Origin of the sequence: Mycobacterium sp. (assembly GCF_050700595.1) — a bacterium.
In the GTDB taxonomy this organism is placed as follows: Bacteria; Actinomycetota; Actinomycetes; order Mycobacteriales; family Mycobacteriaceae; genus Mycobacterium.
In genome coordinates this window covers 1-20,393 of record NZ_JBOHHI010000084.1, presented here as the reverse complement: position 1 = coordinate 20,393, position 20,393 = coordinate 1, and the positions used below count along the sequence as shown (strand labels likewise).

Below are 20,393 nucleotides of genomic sequence, written 5' to 3'. Positions count from 1 at the left end.
CCCCGAAACCTAGAGCCACACCCCGTGCGCGTCCCTCAATTCACCCGCGAAACGCCGACAACCCTCTCCCGCAACAAAAAACATCCCTGAACAGCACAAAGGCGCCCACGAAAACCCGTGGAGCGCCACACAAAGCCGATGTGGCGGGAACCAAACCGCGCCGCGCGCCGACCACTGTAGGTAAGCCACGCGAGATTTCCGGGAGGGCTATTGGTGTCCCTGCGAGTTCTTCCCGAAGGCCTCACCGCGACCAGCGCTGCTGTTGAAGCGTTGACCGCACGGCTTGCTGCCGCTGAAGCTGGTGCGGCCCCGCTGATTTCGGCAGTGGTGCCGGCCGCCGTTGATCCGGTCTCGCTGCAGACGGCGGTCGGATTCAGCGCCCGCGGCGGTGAGCATGCGGTTGTGGGCGCTCAGGGTGTGGCGGAGTTGGGCCGGTCCGGTGTCGGAATTGCAGAGTCGGCTGCCGGCTACGCCACCGGTGACGTTGCGGCGGCATCGTCCTATCTGATCGCCGGCGGGCTATGACGGCGCCAGTCTGGATGGCCCTGCCGCCGGAGGTGCACTCGGCCTTGTTGAGCAGCGGTCCGGGGCCAGCGTCGTTGCTGGCAGCCGCTGCGGCATGGTCCTCGTTGAGCGCGGAATACGCTTCGGCGGCGGGCGAACTCAGCGCCGTATTGGCCGGTGCGCAGGCAGTGTGGGAGGGCCCCAGCGCCGAACGGTATGTGGCCGCGCATGGCCCGTATCTGAGCTGGCTGTCCGAGAGCGCCGAAAAAAGTACCGTCGCCGCAGCCCTGCACGAAACGGCTGCCGGTGCCTACACTGCCGCGCTGGCAACCATGCCGACGCTACCGGAGCTCGCCGCGAACCACGCCATCCACGCGGCCTTGGTGGCCACGAACTTCTTCGGTATCAACACCATCCCGATCGCAGTGAATGAAGCCGACTACGCGCGGATGTGGGTGCAGGCCGCCGGAACGATGAGTACCTATCAGGTGGTCGCCGGATCCGCTCTCGCGGCCGTCCCGCCGAGCATGCCCGCGCCGCAGATCGTCGTACCGGGTGGTGAGGCCGGCACTGCAGCGGCGGCAACACAATCGGCCGCGGTGGCCCCGGCGGCACAGACCGGCGCGCACCTCAACAACGCGGATGCCTCTGCTACCCAACAGCAAGCAACAACGGCGGCCACCACCGGCTCGTCGTGGCAAGACCAGCTCGCGAGCTGGCTGTCCGACTACACCCAGAATGTTCTTTGGCCTCTTGGCAAGATGCTCTACCCCAATGGATGGCCTATTCCCGCGGTCCCATTTGTCAATGGCATCAGCTCTGTGCTGATGCAAATCCCCGGAATGTCCCCAGTGCTCGCTACGGCTCTGGGCTGGTTTATCTTTCATTCTTTGATGCTTGTTTGGCCTCTCGTGCAGGCGGCCCCCGCATTATTGATGGCCGTTATTCCCGCGGTGGGCGCCGCAACAATCGGCGGCGCGGCGGGGGTGGCGGCCGGGGTGGCCGCGGCCTCCGCCCTCGCGGTCCCTCCGGTAGCGGACATGCCGGCGGCCGCAGCCAGTCCCGTACCGATGGGCTCCGCGCCGGCGCCGTCAACGGCGACCGGTATCCACACCGGTGTGACCAATGCCCCGACCACATCGAGTGCTCCGGCGCCGAGCCCTGCCACAACAACTGGCGCCGGGCCGGCCGGGGGTGGTCCCGGAGTTGGTTTCGGTCCGACCGCCACCGATGCGCTCGGAGCCGGCGCGGGGATGTCCGACGTGTCCTACGCCGTGGCCGCATTCGGGTTGTCGGCGCAGAGAGCTGCCAGTCGCCGGTCGCGCGCTCAGGGGCAGGAGTCGCCGGTGGACAACCCTGGCGCCGCGGCGGCAAAGACTGCTTCCGTCCGCGAGCAAGCACGGGCCCGTCGTCGCGCGAAGGTCACAGAGCTGGGCCGCGGCTATGAGTACATGGATTTGGACTCGGAGCCGGGCGATGACGACGGCGGGATCGGCCCAGTGAGCGCGTCGGACCGGGGTGCTGGATCGATGGGGTTTGCCGGCACCGTACGACAGGACGCGGCGGCCGCGGCGGCGGGTTTGACCACGCTGGCCGGCGATGAGTTCGGTGGTGGCCCGGCGATGCCGATGGTGCCGGGCAGCTGGGAACGCGACGAAGGGTGATACCGGGATGACCTATCAGGCCTGGCAGACGCAGTGGAATCAGGCGATGAGCGATCTGGTGCGGGCCTATCACGCGATGGCGGGCACCCATCAGGCCAACACGGTGTCGATGCGGGCCCGCGACCAAGCCGAAGCCGCCAAATGGGGCGGCTAACCTGCGCTGACACCCGGCACTGCGCCCAGATAGTTGAGGGGCGGCGGCGATAGGCTCTCGCCGTGCTGATCGCAATCGAAGGCGTCGACGGTGCCGGCAAGCGCACCCTGACGGAAGCCCTGCGTACGGCTTTCGAGGCCGCCCGGAAATCGGTGGCTACGTGCGCGTTCCCGCGTTACGGCCAATCGGTGGCCGCCGATGTCGCAGCCGAGGCGCTGCACGGCCAGCACGGGGATCTCGCGTCGTCGGTGCATGCGATGGCAATCTTGTTCGCGCTGGACCGCGCCGGGGCCGTCGAGCAGATCCGCGGGCTGTGTTCCGACCACGACGTGGTGATCCTGGATCGCTACGTGGCGTCCAACGCCGCCTACAGCGCGGCGCGCCTACACCAGGATGCCGACGGCGAGGTGGTGGCCTGGGTGGAGCAAATCGAATACCGGCGGTTGAGGCTGCCGGTACCGGATTGGCAAGTGCTGCTCGGAGTTTCGGCTGAGCTCGCCGGACAGCGTGCCCGCGATCGGGCCCGACGTGTTGCCGGTCGGGCGCGGGACGCCTACGAGCGGGACGACGAGCTGCAGGAGCGAACCGGCGCGGTGTATGCGGGCCTGGCCGCCGCCGGCTGGGGTGGGAGATGGCTGGTGGTCGACGAGGACGTCGACGCGCGCGAGCTGGCCGCCACGCTACTGAGTGGCTGAACACCAAGAAACGCGGGTGTGGTAGCTGAGTTTTGTCGCCATCAAGTGACACCATGGACACCATGAGGCAAAGGATTCTGGTCGTCGACGACGACGCGTCGCTCGCCGAGATGCTCACCATCGTGCTGCGCGGGGAGGGATTCGACACCGCGGTCGTCGGTGACGGCACCCAGGCACTCACCGCTGTGCGCGAACTGCGCCCCGACCTGGTGCTGCTGGCCCTGAGGCTGCCCGGCATGAACGGCATCGACGTGTGCCGGGTGCTGCGCGCGGACTCCGGCGTGCCGATCGTCATGCTCACCGCCAAGACCGACACCATCGACGTGGTGCTTGGCCTGGAGTCAGGCGCCGACGACTACATCATGAAGCCGTTCAAACCCAAGGAGCTGGTCGCTCGGGTGCGGGCACGGCTGCGGCGCAATGACGACGAGCCCGCCGAGATGCTGTCGATCGCCGATGTCGACATCGACGTTCCTGCGCACAAGGTCACTCGCAACGGCGAGCAGATCTCGTTGACGCCGCTGGAATTCGACCTGCTGGTGGCGCTGGCACGCAAACCGCGCCAGGTGTTTACTCGTGATGTGCTGCTCGAACAGGTGTGGGGCTACCGTCACCCGGCGGACACCCGCTTGGTTAACGTGCACGTCCAGCGGCTACGCGCGAAGGTCGAAAAAGATCCGGAGAACCCGACCGTTGTACTGACCGTTCGAGGAGTGGGTTACAAGGCCGGACCCCCGTGATCCGCGCCCGCGACGATGCAGAGCGTCGCGATGAGGAGGAGCGGCGCGAATGATCTTGGGCTCGCGGCGACGCATTCGGGGTCGCTGGGGGCGTTCAGGCCCGCTGATGCGGGGTGTGAGTGCGTTGAGTCGCGCTGTGGCCGTTGCCTGGCGCCGCTCGTTGCAGTTGCGGGTGGTAGCGCTGACTCTCGGCATGTCTCTCGCCGTGATCATGGCGCTCGGCTTCGTGCTGACCAGCCAGGTCACCGATCGGGTGCTCGACGTCAAAGTCCGCGCCGCCACCGAGCAGATCGAGCGGGCACGCGCCACGGTCAGCGGGATCGTCAGCGGTGAAGAGGCGCGTTCGTTGGACAGCAGCCTGCAGCTGGCCCGCAACACCTTGACGTCGAAAACCGATCCGACCTCCGGCGCCGGGATGGCCGGACCGTTCGACGCGGTGCTGGTGGTGCCCGGCTATGGTCCCCGACCAGCCGCCGCTGCCGGACCGGTCGGGCAGCTGCCGGACTCGCTGCGCGATTTCGTCAAGGCGGGGCAGGTCGCCTACCAGTACGCGACCGTGCACACCGAGGGTTTTTCCGGGCCGGCGCTGGTGATCGGCACGCCGACGACGTCGCGGGTGGCCAACCTCGAGCTGTACCTGATCTTCCCGCTGGGCAACGAGCAGAGCACGATCTCGCTGGTCCGCGGCACCATGGCAACCGGCGGCCTGGTGCTGCTGGTTCTGCTGGCCGGCATCGCGCTGCTGGTCTCGCGACAGGTGGTGGGGCCGGTGCGGACGGCGGCACGCACCGCCGAGCGGTTCGCCGAGGGGCGCCTGACCGAGCGGATGCCGGTGCGCGGCGAAGACGACATGGCCCGGCTGGCGGTGTCGTTCAACGACATGGCGGAGAGCCTGTCCCGGCAGATCACTCAGCTCGAGGAGTTCGGCAACCTGCAACGGCGGTTCACCTCCGACGTCAGTCACGAACTGCGCACCCCGCTGACCACGGTGCGGATGGCCGCCGACCTGATCTACGACCACAGCGCGGACCTCGACCCGGCGCTGCGGCGGTCCACCGAACTGTTGGTCAGCGAGCTGGACAGGTTCGAGCTGCTGCTCAGCGACCTGCTGGAGATCTCCCGGCACGACGCCGGCGTGGCTGAACTGTCGGTCGAGGCGGTCGATCTGCGGTCGACGGTCAACAGCGCGCTGGGCAATGTGGGCCACCTGGCCGAAGACTCCGGCGTCAAGCTGATTGTCGACATGCCTGGCGGCGAGGTGATCGCCGAAGTCGACGCACGTCGGGTCGAGCGAATCCTGCGCAATCTGATCGCCAATGCCATCGACCACGCCGAGCACCGGCCGGTGCGGATCCGGATGGCCACCGACGAGGACACCGTCGCGGTCACTGTGCGCGATTACGGCGTGGGGTTGCGACCAGGCGAGGAGAAGCTGGTGTTCAGCCGGTTCTGGCGGGCAGACCCGTCGCGGGTGCGCCGGTCGGGCGGGACCGGGCTGGGTTTGGCGATCAGCGTCGAGGACGCGCGCCTGCATCAAGGCCGGCTGGAGGCCTGGGGCGAACCCGGTAAGGGTTCCTGCTTCCGGCTGACGCTTCCACTGGTGCGCGGGCACAAGGTGACCACCAGCCCGTTGCCGATGAAACCGATTGCCTCGGAACGCAAGGAGCGTCAGCTCCGGGCCCGTGAGCCCGCCGAGAGGAGCGGGTGATGCGGCCGCTGGTCGCCGTGCTGGTCGGCGCGGTGGTACTGGTTGCGGGTTGCGCCGGAGTGCCCAGCTCGTCGGCGCCGCAGGCCATCGGCACCGTCGCGCGGCCCGCGCCGTCGAATCTGCCCAAGCCGACGCCGGGCATGGACCCCGATCTGCTGCTGCGCGAATTCCTCAAGGCCACAGCTGATCCGGCCAACCGGCATCTGGCCGCACGGCAGTTCCTCACCCAGAAAGCATCCGACGCGTGGGACGATGCCGGCAGCGCGTTGCTGATCGACCACGTCGTGTTCGTCGAAACCCGTAGCACCGACCGGGTTTCGGTCGCCATGCGGGCAGACATTTTGGGGTCGTTGTCCGATATGGGGGTGTTCGAGACGGCCGAGGGGGTGTTGCCCGATCCCGGCCCTATCGAGTTGGTCAAGACGCCGGGCGGCTGGCGCATCGACCGTCTGCCCAACGGGGTGTTTCTGGACTGGCAGCAATTCCAGGCCACCTACAAACGCAACACGCTCTATTTCGCCGACCCGACCGGCAGGACGGTCGTTCCCGACCCGCGCTACGTGGCGGTGTCTGATCCCGACCAGTTGGCCACCGAACTGGTTTCCAAGCTGATCGCCGGGCCGCGTCCGGAGATGTCCAAGAGCGTGCACAATATGCTCGCCCCGCCGGTGCGGCTGCGCGGACCGGTAACGCGGGCCGACGGCGGCAAAAGCGGCGTCGGCCGGGGGTACGGCGGGGCGCGGATCGATCTGGAGAGGCTCACCGTCGCCGATCCGCACAGCAGGCAACTGCTTGCCGCGCAGCTCATTTGGACGTTGGCCAGGGCCGACATCAAGGGACCTTATGTGATCAACGCCGACGGAGCCGCGCTCGACGACCGGTTTGCCGAGGGGTGGAAGGCCACCGACGTTGCCGCCACCGATCCCGGTGCGGCCGATGGCGTTGCCGCCGGCGTGCACGCCCTGGTGGGCGGGGCGCTGGTAGCCCTGGACGGGCAGCGCTCCGTACCGGTGGCAGGGGCGTTCGGCCGGACGCCGGATCAAACCGGCGCCGCACTGTCCCGCAGTGGGCATCAGGTGGCCTCGGTGGTGACGCTGCGGCCGGGCGCGCCGGATATGGCGGCGTCGCTGTGGATCGGCGATGTAGGCGGCGAGGCGGTGGAAGCCGCTGACGGGCACAACCTGTCGCGGCCGAGCTGGGCGCTGGACGAGGCGGTGTGGGTGGTGGCCGATGGCAACAACGTGCTACGGGCCATGCAGGAAACGGCGTCCGGCCAGTCGGCGCGTCTTCCGGTGGATTCGGCCGCGGTGTCCAGCCGATTCCCGGGCGCGATCACCGAGTTGCAGTTGTCCCGGGACGGCACCCGGGCGGCGATGGTCATCGAGGGGCAGGTGATCCTCACCTGCGTCGAGCAGACGCAGGCCGGCCAATTCGCGCTGACATATCCGCGGCGACTGGGATTCGGGCTGGGCTCGTCGGTGGTGTCGTTGTCGTGGCGCACCGGCGACGACATCGTGGTGAGCCGCACCGACGCCCAGCATCCGGTGTCGTATGTGAACATCGACGGGGTTAACTCCGATGCGCCGAGCGGCAACCTGCGGCAACCGGTGTCGACGGTCGCCGCCAACCCCTCGACGGTGTATGTCGCCGACCCGCGCGGGGTCTTGCAGCTATCGGGTTCGGGTGCCGAAGGGCCGCACGGCTGGTTGGACGTGCCGGGGTTCATGGTGCCCGGGGCTGTGCCTGTGCTGCCGGGGTGAGGCGCGGAACATGTCACCCCGCACCGCCACACTGCACCCATGCTCGACCTCGTCCTCCCGCTGGAATGCGGCGGCTGCGGCGCTCCGTCGACCCGCTGGTGTAACGCCTGCGCGCAAGAACTGAAGGTGGCGCCCGGCGCCCCCCGCGTCATAACGCCGCGCGTCGACCCGCAGGTGCCGGTTTTCGCGCTCGGCCGCTACGCCGGCGCGCGGCGGAACGCGATCGTGGCGATGAAGGACCGCGGCCGCGCCGACCTGATAAGACCACTGGCGTACGCGCTGGCGCTGGGCATCCACCGCCTGATCACCTGGGGTCTGCTCGACGTGCCGCTGACGATCGTCCCGGCACCGACCCGCCGCGCGGCGGCCCGGCGACGCGGCGGGGATCCGGTTACCCGGATGGCAACCGCGGCGGTAGAGAACCACCCCGGCATCGCCGTCGTCGCGGCATTGCGAATGAACGCGCTGGCCCACGACTCGGCCGGCCTGGGCAGCACCGAGCGGGAGCGAAACATCGCCGGCCGGGTCCTGCTGACCAAGCCGCCGCCGGCCCGCCGGGAAATACTGCTGGTCGACGACATCGTCACCACCGGAGCGACCGCGCGGGAGTCGGTTCGCATCCTGCACGCCGCAGGGGCGCGGGTGGCCGCCGTGCTCGCGGTGGCGGCCGCCTGAGGCGTTGGTGAAGAACTCGAAACACGAAAGTACTGGCACATCCCCCAGGCCACGGCTACCGTCGGGATCAAGCACCCGTGAACGCCTCACGGCAGCGCTTCTCAGCAGATCGAAGCGCCAGTCACCGACAACGGTAGGGGGTGAGTTCTCGACACCTTGCACCGGCGGGCGGCCACGGCAGCACTACCCCCGTCGGCGCGTTCATCTGAAGGGCACGCCCCCCGCGTGCGACGCGAGAGAAACGAGTTGGCAAGTATGTCAAGGCAAACCGTGGATTTCGGACCGCTTCTGGAACAACCCCGGGTCGACACCGGCGAGCAGGCCGAACCGACGCCGCAAGCCGAGGTCGTCGTCAAGGGCCGCAACGTCGAGATCCCCGACCACTACCGGATCTACGTCTCGCAGAAACTCGCCCGCTTAGAGCGGTTCGACCGGACCATCTATCTGTTCGACGTCGAACTCGATCACGAACGCAACCGGCGCCAGCGCAAGTCCTGTCAGCACGTGGAGATCACCGCCCGCGGCCGGGGCCCGGTGGTCCGCGGCGAGGGATGCGCCAACAGCTTCTACGCGGCCTTCGAGTCCGCGGTCGCCAAGCTGGAGAACCGGCTGCGTCGCGTCAAGGACCGCCGCAAAGTCCACTACGGCGATAAGACCCCGGTTTCACTGGCCGCTGCCACCGCGGCAGTTCCCCCGCCAGAACAGCCCAACGCCGCGCAGACCGCGGCGCCGGACCACGACGGCGTCGACGGCCACCACGAGCCGGGCCGGATCGTCCGCGTCAAGGAGCACCCGGCCAAGCCGATGTCGGTGGACGATGCGCTTTACGAGATGGAGCTGGTGGGCCACGACTTCTTCCTGTTCCACGACCAGCAGACCGACCGGCCGTCGGTAGTCTACCGTCGGCACGCCTATCACTACGGCCTGATCCGGCTGGCCTGAGGAGAACGGCTAACGCCGGCTCGTCACCTAGGATGGGCAACGCCCAAGATTCCGATCCCAAGGGATAACCGTGCTGTCGAAGTTGCTGCGACTTGGTGAAGGTCGCATGGTCAAACGCCTCAGGCGAGTGGCCGACTACGTCAATACCCTGTCCGACGACGTCGCGTCGCTGACCGACGCCGAGCTGCGGGCCAAGACCGACGAATTCAAGAAGCGGCACGCCGGGGGAGAAGACCTCGACGACCTGCTACCTGAAGCGTTCGCGGTCGCCCGGGAGGCGGCCTGGCGGGTGCTCGACCAGCGTCCGTTCGACGTGCAGGTGATGGGTGCGGCGGCGCTGTACCACGGCAACGTCGCCGAGATGAAGACCGGTGAGGGCAAGACCCTGACTTCGGTGCTGCCGGCCTACCTCAACGGTATCGGCGGCAAGGGTGTGCACATCGTCACCGTCAACGACTACCTGGCCAAACGCGACAGCGAGTGGATGGGACGGGTGCACCGGTTCCTGGGCCTGGACGTCGGCGTGATTCTCGCGCAGATGTTGCCCGACGAGCGGCGCGTCGCCTACGGCGCCGACATCACCTACGGGACCAACAACGAGTTCGGCTTCGACTATCTGCGCGACAACATGGCCCATTCGCTGGACGACTGTGTGCAGCGCGGCCACAGCTACGCCATCGTCGACGAGGTCGACTCGATTCTGATCGACGAGGCCCGCACCCCGCTGATCATCTCCGGGCCCGCCGACGGCGGCTCGAACTGGTACACCGAATTCGCCCGGCTGGCGCCGCTGATGGCAAAGGACACCCACTACGAGGTCGACCTGCGCAAGCGCACCGTCGGCGTGCACGAGCTGGGGGTGGAGTTCGTCGAAGACCAGCTCGGTATCGACAACCTCTACGAGGCCGCCAACTCGCCGCTGGTCAGCTACCTCAACAACGCGATCAAGGCCAAAGAACTGTTCCAGCGCGATAAGGACTACATCGTCCGCGACGGCGAAGTGCTGATCGTCGACGAGTTCACCGGCCGGGTGCTGATCGGCCGCCGCTACAACGAGGGCATGCACCAGGCCATCGAGGCCAAGGAGCACGTCGAGATCAAGGCCGAGAACCAGACGTTGGCCACCATCACGCTGCAGAACTACTTCCGGCTGTACGACAAGCTGGCCGGCATGACCGGCACCGCCCAGACCGAGGCCGCCGAGCTGCACGAGATCTACAAGCTCGGCGTGGTGAGCATCCCGACCAACATGCCGATGATCCGCGCCGACTGCTCCGACCTCATCTACAAGACCGAGGAAGCCAAGTACATCGCGGTCGTCGACGACGTCGCCGAGCGCTACGAAAAGGGCCAGCCGGTGCTGATCGGTACCACCAGCGTGGAGCGCTCGGAGTATTTGGCCCGCCAATTCCAGAAGCGGCGCATTCCGCACAACGTGCTCAACGCCAAATACCACGAGCAGGAGGCCGGCATCATCGCCGAGGCGGGCCGGCGCGGCGCGATCACCGTGGCCACCAACATGGCCGGACGCGGCACCGACATCGTGCTGGGCGGCAACGTCGACTTCCTCGCCGACACGCGGCTGCGCGGGGGCGGCCTGGACCCGGTGGAGACGCCCGACGAGTACGAGGCCGCCTGGCACCAGGAGCTGCCGCACGTCAAAGCCGAGGCGGCCGCCGAGGCCAAGGAAGTGATCGATGCCGGCGGGCTCTACGTGCTGGGCACCGAGCGGCACGAGGCCCGGCGCATCGACAACCAGCTGCGCGGCCGCTCCGGCCGCCAGGGCGACCCGGGCGAGTCCCGCTTCTACCTGTCACTGGGCGACGAACTCATGCGCCGCTTCAATGGCGCGGCGCTGGAATCGTTGCTGACCCGGCTCAATCTGCCCGATGACGTGCCGATCGAGGCCAAGATGGTGACTCGGGCGATCAAGAGCGCGCAGAGCCAGGTCGAGCAGCAGAACTTCGAGGTCCGCAAGAACGTCCTCAAGTACGACGAGGTGATGAACCAGCAGCGCAAGGTCATCTACGCCGAGCGTCGCCGCCTGCTGGAGGGCGAGAACCTCAAGCAGCAGGCACTGGACATGGTTCACGACGTGCTCATCGCCTACGTCAACGGTGCGACCGCCGAGGGCTACGCCGAAGACTGGGATCTGGACAAGCTCTGGGAGGCGCTCAAGACGCTGTATCCGCTCGGGATCGACCACAAGGATCTGTTCGATCCCGATGCGGTCGGCGAGCCCGGCGAGCTGACCGGCGAGGAGCTGCTCGATGCGTTGATCAAAGACGCAGAACGCGCCTATGCAGTGCGCGAGGGCGAGCTCGAAGCGCTCGCCGGTGACGGCGCGATGCGCCAGCTGGAACGCAACGTGCTCCTCAACGTCATCGACCGTAAGTGGCGCGAGCACCTCTATGAGATGGACTACCTCAAGGAGGGCATCGGTTTGCGCGCGATGGCACAGCGCGATCCGCTGGTCGAATACCAGCGGGAGGGCTACGACATGTTCATGGGCATGCTCGACGGCCTCAAGGAAGAGTCGGTTGGCTTCTTGTTCAACGTTGCGGTGGAGGCGGTACCGGCCCCCGGCGCCGACACTGCGGCCCCGGTTGCCGAACCCGAGGACCTGGGGGAGTTCGCCACCGCCGCGGCGGCCACCGCCCAGCAGCGGGTCGCCGCAGGCGCACCCGTCGAGGGACAGCAGCCCGCGCCGAGTTCCCTGCGCGCCAAGGGAATCGAGAACGAGGCGCCTGCGCTGACGTATTCCGGGCCGGCCGAGGACGGTTCGGCGCAGCTGCAGCGCAACGGCGACGGTGCAGCGCCCGCACCGGGCGGGGCCAGTCGACGTGAACGGCGGGAGGCCGCGCGCCGGCAGAGCCGGGGCGGCAAACGCACGAAATCGACCAAACGGCGTTAGCAGCATGGACGTCAAAGAGGTGTTGCTGCCCAGCATCGGGCTGCGATACGAATTCACCAGCCACGACGGCGACCGGATCGGCATCGTGGCGCGGCGCAGCGGCGACTTCGAGATCGTCCTGTACACCCGCGAGGACCCCGACCAGGCCCGGCCGTGCTTCCGTCTCACCGACGAGGAGGCCGACGCGGTCGCCCAGATCCTGGGTGCGCCACGGATCGCCGAACGGTTCACCGAGCTCACCCGCGAAGTGCCCGGGCTGGATGCCGGCCAGGTGCACATCCCGCCGGGCAGCCAGTTCGTGGATCACCCACTCGGCGACACCCAGGCCCGAACCCGCACCGGTGCCTCGATCGTGGCGATTGTCCGCAACGACGTGGTGCTCGCCTCGCCCGGCCCAGCCGAAATCCTGCGGGCCCGAGATGTTCTGGTGGTGATCGGCACCGAGGAAGGTATCGCCGGGGTCGAGCAGCTCGTCGCCAAGGGCTGAGCCGTGCAAATCGCGGTGGCGCCGATGCTGCAGCTCGGTGTGCTCCTCACCGTGCTTGCGGTACTGGGCGCGGTCGCGCGCCGGTTCGCATTGTCGCCCATCCCGGTGTATCTGGTGGCCGGCCTGTTTTTGGGCAACGGCGGCATCACTTCGGTGGCCGCGGCCGGACAATTCATCACCACCGGTGCGCCGATCGGGATCGTGCTGCTGTTGCTCACGTTGGGTCTGGAGTTCTCGGCCGGTGAGTTTGCCAGCAGCCTGCGCCGCCACGTGCCGTCGGCGGCGGTCGACGTCGTGCTCAACGCGCTACCCGGAGCGCTGGTCGGCTGGCTGCTGGGGTTCGACGGTGTCGGCATCCTGGCGCTGGCCGGTGTCACTTACGTCTCGTCGTCGGGTGTGATCGCCCGGCTACTGGAGGATCTGCACCGGGTCGGTAACCGCGAAACCCCGTCCGTGCTGTCGGTGCTGGTGCTCGAGGATTTCGCGATGGCGGCCTATCTGCCGTTGTTCGCGGTGCTGGCCTCGGGCGGCAGCTGGCTGCACGCGGTCGCCGGCATGGCGGCCGCGGTGGCCGCCCTGGCGGCCGCGTTCGCCGCGTCGTATCGCTGGGGTCACCATGTCGGCCGGCTGGTCACCCACCCGGATTCCGAACAGTTGCTGCTGCGGGTGCTGGGAATCACGCTGATCGTGGCGGCGGTGGCCGAATCCGTGCACGCGTCGGCGGCGGTGGGTGCGTTCCTGGTCGGTCTGACCCTGACCGGTGACACTGCCGATCGGGCCCGCAAAGTGCTGGGCCCCCTGCGCGACCTCTTCGCCGCGATCTTCTTTCTCGCCGTGGGACTGTCGGTTGATCCCGGGCACCTGCTGCCGATGCTTCCGGTGGCGCTGGTGTTGGCTGCGATCAGCGCGGCGACGAAGGTGGCCACCGGGATCTACGCGGCCAGGCGCGACGGGGTGGCGCGGCGCGGGCAGTTGCGTGCCGGCACCGTGCTGATCGCCAGGGGTGAGTTTTCGCTGATCATCATCGGCCTGGTCGGTTCATCGATCCACGGGGTGGCCGCGCTGGCGATGTCGTACGTGTTCGTGGTGGCGATCGTCGGTCCGCTGGTGACCCGCTTCGCCGGCGGCCCCCTGCCGGCTGCCGCCCGCACTGCCGCCGCCGCGTAGCCGCGGCATCAGCCAATGTGCAGCGCAACCACCTGCCATCGGTTCTGGGTCGCTTGCTCGATGCGGCAGGCGATGGCGTGCACGCGGCGTCCCCGCTGGTAGGTTCCGAACACCTCGGCCGCGACGAGGCGGTCGTGCCGGCCGACTGATTGCAATCGCAGCCGCCGCAACACCGCTGCCGCGCCGTCGTCGGCCGCGAGCCGACCGGCCGTGATCCGGTTGACGACGAGCACCGAGTCGACCAGCCCGGCGGCGAGCAGGCCCTGTAACTGTGCCACCGGGCGGCGGCGGTCGATGACTTCCAGCACCCGGCGCAGCGCCGCGTCGGCGAAGATTGCCGCCTGCCGCATCGGCGCGGACATGCTTGGCGCAGACTGCCGGCCTGAAAGTTTGTGCGGCCGCTGGGCATTGGGTTGTCGCAACGCTGTTGTCGAGAGCGATCGGCACTGCCGGACGTCGCGGGCCGGGGGTTCGTAGTCGATAACGGGTCTGACGGTCAACAGGGCACCCTCCAGTAATGTCGTGCGACGATCCGCTGGAGAGTGGCAGACGACTTGACGATCATCGCACAAGCATCGCGTTCGTGTACCCGCGCTGCACAACCTCCTGCGCGGCGGTTACCGTGAGCGGCAGTACCGGTCGACAGGTCGGCGAATTGCCAAGGGATTAAACAGGGAGAGGCGACGTGACGCGGTTATCCACATCGGACGCGTCCTTCTATCGGTTGGAGAACACCGCCACCCCGATGTCTGTCGGCTCGCTGTTGATCCTGCGTCGCCCACGCGCCGGGTTGAGGTACGAGACGCTGCTGGCCACCGTCGAGCAGCGGTTACCACAGACACCGCGGTACCGGCAGAAGGTCCGCGAAGTGAGCATGGGCCTGGCTAGGCCGGTGTGGATCGATGACTGCGACTTCGACATCACCTACCACGTCCGGCGGTCGGCGCTGCCGTCGCCTGGCAGCGACAAACAACTGCACGAGCTGATCGCCCGGCTGGCCGGGCAGCCACTGGACAAGGGTCGGCCGCTGTGGGAGATGTACCTGATCGAGGGCCTGTCCAAGAACCGCGTCGCGGTTTATGCCAAGTCGCATCAAGCGCTGGTCAACGGTGTGTTGGGACTGGCGATCGCCCATGTCATCGTCGATCGGACGCGGCGTCCGCCGCCGTTCCCTGAAGACATCTGGGTACCGCGGCGCGAACCCGGCACCGCCCGGCTGCTGGCGGGCGCGATTGGTGACTGGATGTCTGGGCCCGGAGCGCAGTTGCAGACGGTCGGCTCCGCGGTCACCGAACTGGCAACCAACTCCGAGCAACTGATCCACATCGGCCGGCGGGTTCTCGACGTCGCACGCAGGGTGGCGCGGGGCACCGCGCCCAGCAGCCCGCTCAATGCCCCCATCTCCCGCGACCGGCTGTTCACGGTGGGCCGCGCGCGCCTGGAGGACTACCGGACTGTGCGAGCACGTTACGACTGCGACATCAACGACGTAGTGCTGGCGGTGATCACCGGTGCGCTGCGCAACTGGCTGCTGTCCCGCGGCGAGGCGGTGCAACCGACGGCGACGGTGCGGGCGATGGCGCCGATGCCGGTCCACCCCGATCACCACTTCGACTCTTCCAATCCGGGCCAGGCGATAGGGCAGGTGACACCGTTCCTGGTCGACCTGCCGGTGGGAGAGGGTAACGCCGTGGTGCGGCTGTCCCAGATCGCGCACGCCACCGAATCGCACCCGACAGCAGACAACCTGGTCGATGCTAAGGCCATCTTGACGCTCTCGGGCTTCGCGCCGCCCACGCTGCATGCGATGGGTGTCCGGGTGGCCACCGGCTTTTCGGCCCGATCGTTCAACCTGTTGATCACCAATGCGCCTGGCGCCCAGACGCAGATGTATGTTGCCGGGGCAAAGCTGCTCGACGCCTACACGGTGGCCCCGCTGCTGCATAACCAGGTGCTGGCCCTGGGCGTGACGTCCTACAACGGCATGCTGTATTTCGCGATCAACGCCGACCGCAAGGCGATGAGCGACGTCGACGTGCTACCGGGCCTAATGAGCGAATCGCTCGACGAGTTGCTCGAAGCAGCACAGTAAGTTGGCGTGAAAACAATTACCATCCATTGATGTGAGCAAAGTCAGCACCGACCGCGCGTCGCGGGTCTCGAAGGAAAAGAAACCAGATGGGCCGCCGCGGCGCAAGATTTCCAATGCCGTCTATGAAGCCGAATTGTTCCGGCTGCAAACCGAATTCGTCAAGCTGCAGGAATGGGTGCGGCATTCCGGCGCGCGGATCGTGGTGATCTTCGAAGGCCGCGACGGGGCAGGCAAAGGCGGCACGATCAAACGGATCACCGAATACCTCAACCCGCGCGTTGTCCGCATCGCAGCGCTGCCGGCGCCCACTGATCGTGAACGGGGCCAGTGGTATTACCAGCGTTACATCGCTGCGCTACCCGCCAAGGGAGAGATCGTGCTGTTCGACCGCTCGTGGTACAACCGTGCCGGCGTCGAGAAGGTGATGGGCTTTTGCACGCCGCAAGAGCATGCATTGTTCCTGCGGCAGACGCCGGTCTTCGAGCAGCTGCTCATCGATGACGGGATTTTGTTGCGGAAGTATTGGTTTTCGGTATCCGACGACGAGCAGCTGCGCCGGTTCAAGGCGCGGCGCAACGACCCGGTGCGGCAATGGAAACTGACCACGATGGACCTGGAGTCGGTGTATCGGTGGGAGGACTATTCGCGCGCCAAGGACGAGATGATGGTGCACACTGACGTCCCGGCGAGCCCGTGGTATGTCGTGGAATCGGATATCAAAAAGCACGCCCGGTTGAACATGATGGCGCACTTGCTGTCCACGATCGATTATCGCGACGTGGCAAAGCCGAAGGTCAAGCTGCCTGCGCGTGCGGTGGTGAGCGGTAACTACCAACGCCCGCCCCGAGAGCTGGCCACCTATGTCGACGACCATGTGGCTGATGTGATCGGGGGTTGATGGGTGCTCGCGACTAACCGGGACGCATGATGCGGGTCTACATCCCGGCAACCGTGGCGATGCTGCAGCAATTCGTCGCCGACGGTTCGCTGTGGCCGGTGAACGGCACCGCGTTCGGGGTAACGCCGGCGCTGCGGGAGGCTTACGCGGAGGGCGACGACGACGAGCTCGGCGAGGTGGCGCTGGCCGATGCCGCGCTGGCTTCGCTTCGCCTGCTGGCCGGCGACTGCGCCCTAGACCTGCCGCCGCGGCGGGCGGTGCTGGTCGCCCATGTCGAGGACGTGACGTTGCGCCCGGATCTCGACGACGCGGTCGTCCGGCTCGGCGCGCCGGTGGTGATCGACGACGTCGTCGCCGCATTCGTCGACAACGCCGCCGCGGAGCGCGACGTCACGGCGGCGATCGCGGTTGTCGATGCGGCCGACCTTGGTGATGAGGACGCCGAACTGACCGTCGGCGATGCGCAGGATCACGATTTGGCCTGGTATGCCACCCAGGAGCTGCCGTTCCTGTTGGACCTGCTCTAACGGTGGATACCGGACTGTAGGTTACGGTAGCGTAGGTTGCTAATGGGCAAGAAGATTTCGAGGCCGGCCGCTGACGTCGTCGACACCCGACGTCCGACCGTCCTCCGCACCTACCGGCATCCGGGCCGGCACGTGCTGCGCAAGTTGGCGGCCCGGATTACTACACCGCTGCTGCCGGATGACTATCTGCAGCTGGCCAATCCGTTGTGGTCCGCACGGGAATTGCGCGGGCGCATCCTGGAGGCCCGCCGCGAGACCGAAGACTCTGCGACATTGGTCATCAAACCCGGCTGGGGCTTCAGCTTCGACTACCAGCCAGGTCAGTACATCGGGATCGGGCTGCTGGTCGGCGGGCGCTGGCGGTGGCGGTCGTATTCGCTGACATCGAGCCCGGTTGCCAGCGCGCGCACCGTGACGGTCACGGTCAAGGCGATGCCCGAGGGGTTCCTGTCCACCCACCTGGTCGCCGGGGTCGCTCCCGGCACGATCGTGCGCTTGGCCGCACCGCAGGGCAACTTCGTGCTGCCCAATCCGGCGCCACCGGCCATTTTGTTCATCACCGCCGGGTCGGGCATCACCCCGGTGATGTCGATGCTGCGCACGCTTGTGCGCCACGGTCAGGTCACCGACGTGATCCACCTGCATTCGGCCCCGACCGCGGCCGACGTGATGTTCGGCGCAGAGCTTGACCAGCTGGCCCGCGAACACGCCGGGTACCGGCTACGCCTGCGCACCACGCGCAACCAGGGCCGGCTTGACCTGGGTCGGCTCGACAGCGAAGTGCCGGACTGGCGGGACCGGCAGACATGGGCGTGCGGACCCGAACCCCTGTTGGGCGCGGCCGAACGCGTTTGGTCGGCGGCCGGTGCGGCCGAGCGGCTGCATCTCGAGAGGTTCGCGGTATCGCGAGCGGCGCCGGTCGGAGCCGGCGGGACGGTCACCTTCGCCAAAAGCGGGAAAAGTGCCGCCGCCGACGCGGCGACCTCGCTGATGGATGCCGGTGAGCGGGTGGGTGTGCAGATGCCGTTCGGCTGCCGGATGGGTATCTGCCAATCCTGCGTGGTTCCCCTGGCCGAGGGCCACGTCCGCGACCTGCGAACCGGCGTCGAACACGAACCTGGAACACGTGTGCAGACCTGCATTTCCGCAGCGTCCGGCGATTGTGTACTAGAAATCTAAGCCGTTACTCGCTGGTAACCTACGGTTTCGTAGGTTACGATAGCGTAGGTAAGCGACCATAAGACCGAGGGAAGGCAAAAACGATGGCGATCACCGACGTCGACGTATTCGCACACCTCACCGACACAGACATAGAAAACCTGGCCGTTGAGCTGGACGCCATCCGCCAGGACATCGAGGACTCACGCGGCGAGCGAGACTCCCGCTACATCCGCCGCACCATCGCCGCCCAGCGCGCACTGGAGGTCACCGGCCGGGTACTGCTGGCGGCAAGCTCCCGGCGGTCAGCCTGGTGGGCCGGCACCGCGACCCTCGGCGTGGCCAAGATCATCGAGAACATGGAGATCGGCCACAACGTCATGCACGGCCAGTGGGACTGGATGAACGACCCGGAGATCCACTCGTCGAGCTGGGAGTGGGACATGACCGGGGCGTCCAAGCACTGGCGTTACACCCACAACTTCGTGCACCACAAGTACGCCAACATCCTCGGCATGGACGACGACGTCGGCTATGGCCTGCTGCGCGTCACCCGGGATCAGCCCTGGAAGCGCTTCAACCTGTTCAACCTGGTGTTCAACACGCTGCTCGCGGTCCTGTTCGAATGGGGGGTCGGCTTGCAGCACGTGGAGATCGGCAAGATCGTCAAGAAACGGATGGACCAGGAGGAAGGCCGGCAAAGGGCCGACGAGTTCTTGACCAAGGCCGGCCGCCAGGTGTTCAAGGACTACATCGCGTTCCCCGCGCTGACCGCGCTCTCGCCCGGTGCGAGCTACACGTCCACGTTGAAGGCCAACGCGGTAGCCAACGTGATGCGCAATTTGTGGTCGAACGCGGTGATCTTCTGTGGGCATTTCCCCGATGGCGCCGAGAAATTCACCAAGACCGACATGATCGGCGAGACGAAGGGACAGTGGTACCTACGGCAGATGCTGGGCAGCGCCAACTTCAACGCCGGGCCGGCGATGCGGTTCATGAGCGGCAACCTATGCCACCAGATCGAGCACCACCTGTACCCCGACCTGCCGAGCAACCGGCTCGCCGAGATCTCGGTGCGGGTCCGCGAGGTCTGCGACAAGTACGACCTGCCCTACACCACCGGCTCGTTCCTGCTGCAGTACGGGAAGACGTGGCGGACCATCGCGAAGCTGTCGCTGCCGGACCGCTACCTGCGCGACACCGTCGATGACGCACCCGAGACCCGCAGCGAGCGGATGTTCGCCGGGCTCGAGCCGGGAGTGCTTGGCATCGACTCGGCGACCGGACGTCGCCGCGGGCTGAGGACCGCGATCGCCGCCGTGCGGAAGTGGCGGCGGGACAAGCGTTCCCAGCTGCCGGACCGCACGCGCGACGACGGCTGGGCGGCCTGACTCCACTTTCCGGGCGAGCGTGCGCCGTTAGACGCCGCGAACGGCGTGTCGGTGTACAAACACGCACGCTCGCGTTAGCTTTCGATACCCAGAATCAATGCCAGGCCGCGTTCGATCCGGCGCATCGTGTCGGGCGCCAGGATGCCCACTCGCTGCAGTAGGCGGGAGCGAGCGACGGCGCGGATCCCTCGGCAGACGGCGACGCTTTCGGTGTCAACGCCTTCGTTGGGTGAGATGTGTGGCCGCAATGGATTGTGGGCGAGTGAGCTCGATACCGGAACGACGACGATGAGTTCATCGTCGACGCCGGCGAGTATGTCGTCGACGGAGATGACGACGGCGGGGCAATGCTTGCCGGGTTCGCCGGCGCGGGCGGCGCCGAGGGCGACGAGCCAGAGGTCGCCGCGTTGAGGTTCAGCCAAGGCCGTCGCCGACGGTGGTGTCCCAGGCGCGGTTCTCGTCGCGTACGGCTTGCAGCGCCGCCTCAGCTCGGGTGGCATCGCGTTCGGCGCGGAAGATCGCCTCGTGTTCGGCACGGGTGGCCAGTTCGGTGAGCAGTGTAGCGATAGATACACCTCGTTCGCGGGCCTGGGCGGCTAGCCGGTCACGAGTCTGAACCGGAACCCTGATGGTAGTCGTCGGAGTAGACATAAAATGTAGTATAGGGTGTAGTCAAGAGTTAGCGCCTCTCGAGGGTGACCGCTTCGAACTCGTCGTCCAGCCGGATCGACCATATAGCCTGGTGCACCAACCTTCCCGGCCCGAGCGTGCGCCGTTAGACGCCGCGAACGGGGCATTGTCAAGTAGTCATTGCAACATATGGCCAGTTGTGGTGTGGGCTGGGCAAACCCCGGTTTGGATTGAGCGCCGTGCGCCTGGGCGGGCAGGGGCTGTGCGCCTGCCTGTGCCGCTGCGCG

Annotated in this window: 19 protein-coding genes and 1 pseudogene; 17 read left to right on the top strand and 3 right to left on the bottom strand. The window is 67.2% G+C overall.

Going from position 1 to position 20,393, the window contains the following annotated elements; genetic code table 11:
• The first annotated feature begins 213 nt into the window (after positions 1 to 213).
• From ACRDTL_RS08690 to ACRDTL_RS08635, 12 genes and pseudogenes are all read left to right on the top strand, one after another.
• A complete protein-coding gene (locus ACRDTL_RS08690) occupies positions 214 to 525 on the top strand; it encodes a PE family protein (protein WP_431506301.1) in 312 nt (103 codons plus the stop codon).
• Positions 522 to 2,168 carry a PPE family protein gene (locus tag ACRDTL_RS08685; protein ID WP_431506300.1) on the top strand — a complete coding sequence of 549 codons (1,647 nt, stop codon included), beginning with the start codon at positions 522 to 524 and terminating at the stop codon, positions 2,166 to 2,168. Before ACRDTL_RS08690 ends, ACRDTL_RS08685 begins: the two co-directional genes overlap by 4 nt.
• A pseudogene (locus tag ACRDTL_RS08680) lies at positions 2,155 to 2,322 on the top strand (WXG100 family type VII secretion target); the annotation flags it as partial. The gene ACRDTL_RS08685 and the pseudogene ACRDTL_RS08680, both read left to right, overlap by 14 nt.
• 62 nt (positions 2,323 to 2,384) lie before the next feature.
• Positions 2,385 to 3,017, top strand: coding sequence for a dTMP kinase (locus tag ACRDTL_RS08675; protein ID WP_431506299.1), 633 nt, complete (start codon positions 2,385 to 2,387; stop codon positions 3,015 to 3,017).
• Between the two features lie 53 nt (positions 3,018 to 3,070).
• Positions 3,071 to 3,757, top strand: coding sequence for a two-component system response regulator MtrA (gene mtrA, locus ACRDTL_RS08670; protein ID WP_431506298.1), 687 nt, complete (start codon positions 3,071 to 3,073; stop codon positions 3,755 to 3,757).
• A 49-nt stretch (positions 3,758 to 3,806) separates the two neighbouring features.
• Positions 3,807 to 5,465 (top strand): MtrAB system histidine kinase MtrB, encoded by a 1,659-nt coding sequence (mtrB, locus tag ACRDTL_RS08665; RefSeq protein WP_431506297.1) that lies wholly within the window; start codon positions 3,807 to 3,809, stop codon positions 5,463 to 5,465.
• On the top strand, positions 5,465 to 7,225 hold the full coding sequence (gene lpqB, locus ACRDTL_RS08660) for an MtrAB system accessory lipoprotein LpqB (RefSeq protein ID WP_431506296.1): 1,761 nt from the start codon (positions 5,465 to 5,467) through the stop codon (positions 7,223 to 7,225). The genes mtrB and lpqB overlap by 1 nt, the downstream gene beginning before the upstream one ends.
• Positions 7,226 to 7,264: 39 nt before the next feature.
• Positions 7,265 to 7,900: a ComF family protein gene (locus tag ACRDTL_RS08655; protein WP_431506295.1), complete on the top strand. Its 636-nt coding sequence runs from the start codon at positions 7,265 to 7,267 to the stop codon at positions 7,898 to 7,900.
• A 255-nt stretch (positions 7,901 to 8,155) separates the two neighbouring features.
• A complete protein-coding gene (hpf, locus tag ACRDTL_RS08650) occupies positions 8,156 to 8,842 on the top strand; it encodes a ribosome hibernation-promoting factor, HPF/YfiA family (protein WP_431506294.1) in 687 nt (228 codons plus the stop codon).
• Between the two features lie 70 nt (positions 8,843 to 8,912).
• On the top strand, positions 8,913 to 11,756 hold the full coding sequence (gene secA / locus ACRDTL_RS08645) for a preprotein translocase subunit SecA (protein WP_431506293.1): 2,844 nt from the start codon (positions 8,913 to 8,915) through the stop codon (positions 11,754 to 11,756).
• Positions 11,757 to 11,760: 4 nt separating this feature from the next.
• The gene (locus ACRDTL_RS08640) at positions 11,761 to 12,243 is read left to right on the top strand and encodes a cation:proton antiporter regulatory subunit (RefSeq protein ID WP_431506292.1); all 483 of its coding nucleotides are present in this window, start codon (positions 11,761 to 11,763) and stop codon (positions 12,241 to 12,243) included.
• 24 nt (positions 12,244 to 12,267) lie between these two features.
• Positions 12,268 to 13,410 (top strand): cation:proton antiporter, encoded by a 1,143-nt coding sequence (locus ACRDTL_RS08635; protein WP_431506304.1) that lies wholly within the window; start codon positions 12,268 to 12,270, stop codon positions 13,408 to 13,410.
• Between the two features lie 8 nt (positions 13,411 to 13,418).
• Here the strand turns inward: ACRDTL_RS08635 and ACRDTL_RS08630 are convergent, their stop codons facing one another.
• Positions 13,419 to 13,925 (bottom strand): Rv3235 family protein, encoded by a 507-nt coding sequence (locus ACRDTL_RS08630; RefSeq protein WP_431506303.1) that lies wholly within the window; start codon positions 13,923 to 13,925, stop codon positions 13,419 to 13,421.
• A gap of 170 nt (positions 13,926 to 14,095) precedes the next feature.
• On the opposite strand from ACRDTL_RS08630, the gene ACRDTL_RS08625 reads away from it, so the two are divergent.
• From ACRDTL_RS08625 to ACRDTL_RS08605, 5 genes are all read left to right on the top strand, one after another.
• Positions 14,096 to 15,502, top strand: coding sequence for a WS/DGAT/MGAT family O-acyltransferase (locus ACRDTL_RS08625; RefSeq protein ID WP_431506291.1), 1,407 nt, complete (start codon positions 14,096 to 14,098; stop codon positions 15,500 to 15,502).
• A 106-nt stretch (positions 15,503 to 15,608) separates the two neighbouring features.
• Entirely contained in the window at positions 15,609 to 16,400 is a 792-nt protein-coding gene (gene ppk2 / locus ACRDTL_RS08620) for a polyphosphate kinase 2 (protein ID WP_431506302.1), read from the top strand.
• Between the two features lie 26 nt (positions 16,401 to 16,426).
• Positions 16,427 to 16,927: a DUF6912 family protein gene (locus ACRDTL_RS08615; protein ID WP_431506290.1), complete on the top strand. Its 501-nt coding sequence runs from the start codon at positions 16,427 to 16,429 to the stop codon at positions 16,925 to 16,927.
• Positions 16,928 to 16,969: 42 nt separating this feature from the next.
• On the top strand, positions 16,970 to 18,106 hold the full coding sequence (locus ACRDTL_RS08610; RefSeq protein WP_431506289.1) for a ferredoxin reductase: 1,137 nt from the start codon (positions 16,970 to 16,972) through the stop codon (positions 18,104 to 18,106).
• Between the two features lie 83 nt (positions 18,107 to 18,189).
• Positions 18,190 to 19,476, top strand: a complete 1,287-nt coding sequence (locus tag ACRDTL_RS08605) for a fatty acid desaturase family protein (RefSeq protein WP_431506288.1) — start codon at positions 18,190 to 18,192, stop codon at positions 19,474 to 19,476.
• Positions 19,477 to 19,550: 74 nt separating this feature from the next.
• Here the strand turns inward: ACRDTL_RS08605 and ACRDTL_RS08600 are convergent, their stop codons facing one another.
• Together ACRDTL_RS08600 and ACRDTL_RS08595 are read right to left on the bottom strand one after the other, a co-directional pair.
• Positions 19,551 to 19,898, bottom strand: coding sequence for a type II toxin-antitoxin system PemK/MazF family toxin (locus tag ACRDTL_RS08600; protein ID WP_431506287.1), 348 nt, complete (start codon positions 19,896 to 19,898; stop codon positions 19,551 to 19,553).
• The gene (locus tag ACRDTL_RS08595; RefSeq protein ID WP_431506286.1) at positions 19,891 to 20,127 is read right to left on the bottom strand and encodes a type II toxin-antitoxin system antitoxin MazE7; all 237 of its coding nucleotides are present in this window, start codon (positions 20,125 to 20,127) and stop codon (positions 19,891 to 19,893) included. The genes ACRDTL_RS08600 and ACRDTL_RS08595 overlap by 8 nt, the downstream gene beginning before the upstream one ends.
• Between the last annotated feature and the right edge of the window lie 266 nt (positions 20,128 to 20,393).

Bases quoted from the DNA above. Each gene is read 5' to 3' on its own strand.
- mtrA (WP_431506298.1), top strand. From the start codon at position 3,071: ATGGACACCATGAGGCAAAGGATTCTGGTCGTCGACGACGACGCGTCG.
- ACRDTL_RS08610 (WP_431506289.1), top strand. From the start codon at position 16,970: ATGGGCAAGAAGATTTCGAGGCCGGCCGCTGACGTCGTCGACACCCGA.
- ACRDTL_RS08605 (WP_431506288.1), top strand. From the start codon at position 18,190: ATGGCGATCACCGACGTCGACGTATTCGCACACCTCACCGACACAGAC.
- ACRDTL_RS08615 (WP_431506290.1), top strand. From the start codon at position 16,427: ATGATGCGGGTCTACATCCCGGCAACCGTGGCGATGCTGCAGCAATTC.
- lpqB (WP_431506296.1), top strand. From the start codon at position 5,465: ATGCGGCCGCTGGTCGCCGTGCTGGTCGGCGCGGTGGTACTGGTTGCG.
- ACRDTL_RS08595 (WP_431506286.1), bottom strand. From the start codon at position 20,127: ATGTCTACTCCGACGACTACCATCAGGGTTCCGGTTCAGACTCGTGAC.
- ACRDTL_RS08635 (WP_431506304.1), top strand. From the start codon at position 12,268: ATGCTGCAGCTCGGTGTGCTCCTCACCGTGCTTGCGGTACTGGGCGCG.
- ACRDTL_RS08685 (WP_431506300.1), top strand. From the start codon at position 522: ATGACGGCGCCAGTCTGGATGGCCCTGCCGCCGGAGGTGCACTCGGCC.
- hpf (WP_431506294.1), top strand. From the start codon at position 8,156: ATGTCAAGGCAAACCGTGGATTTCGGACCGCTTCTGGAACAACCCCGG.
- mtrB (WP_431506297.1), top strand. From the start codon at position 3,807: ATGATCTTGGGCTCGCGGCGACGCATTCGGGGTCGCTGGGGGCGTTCA.
- ACRDTL_RS08640 (WP_431506292.1), top strand. From the start codon at position 11,761: ATGGACGTCAAAGAGGTGTTGCTGCCCAGCATCGGGCTGCGATACGAA.
- ACRDTL_RS08655 (WP_431506295.1), top strand. From the start codon at position 7,265: ATGCTCGACCTCGTCCTCCCGCTGGAATGCGGCGGCTGCGGCGCTCCG.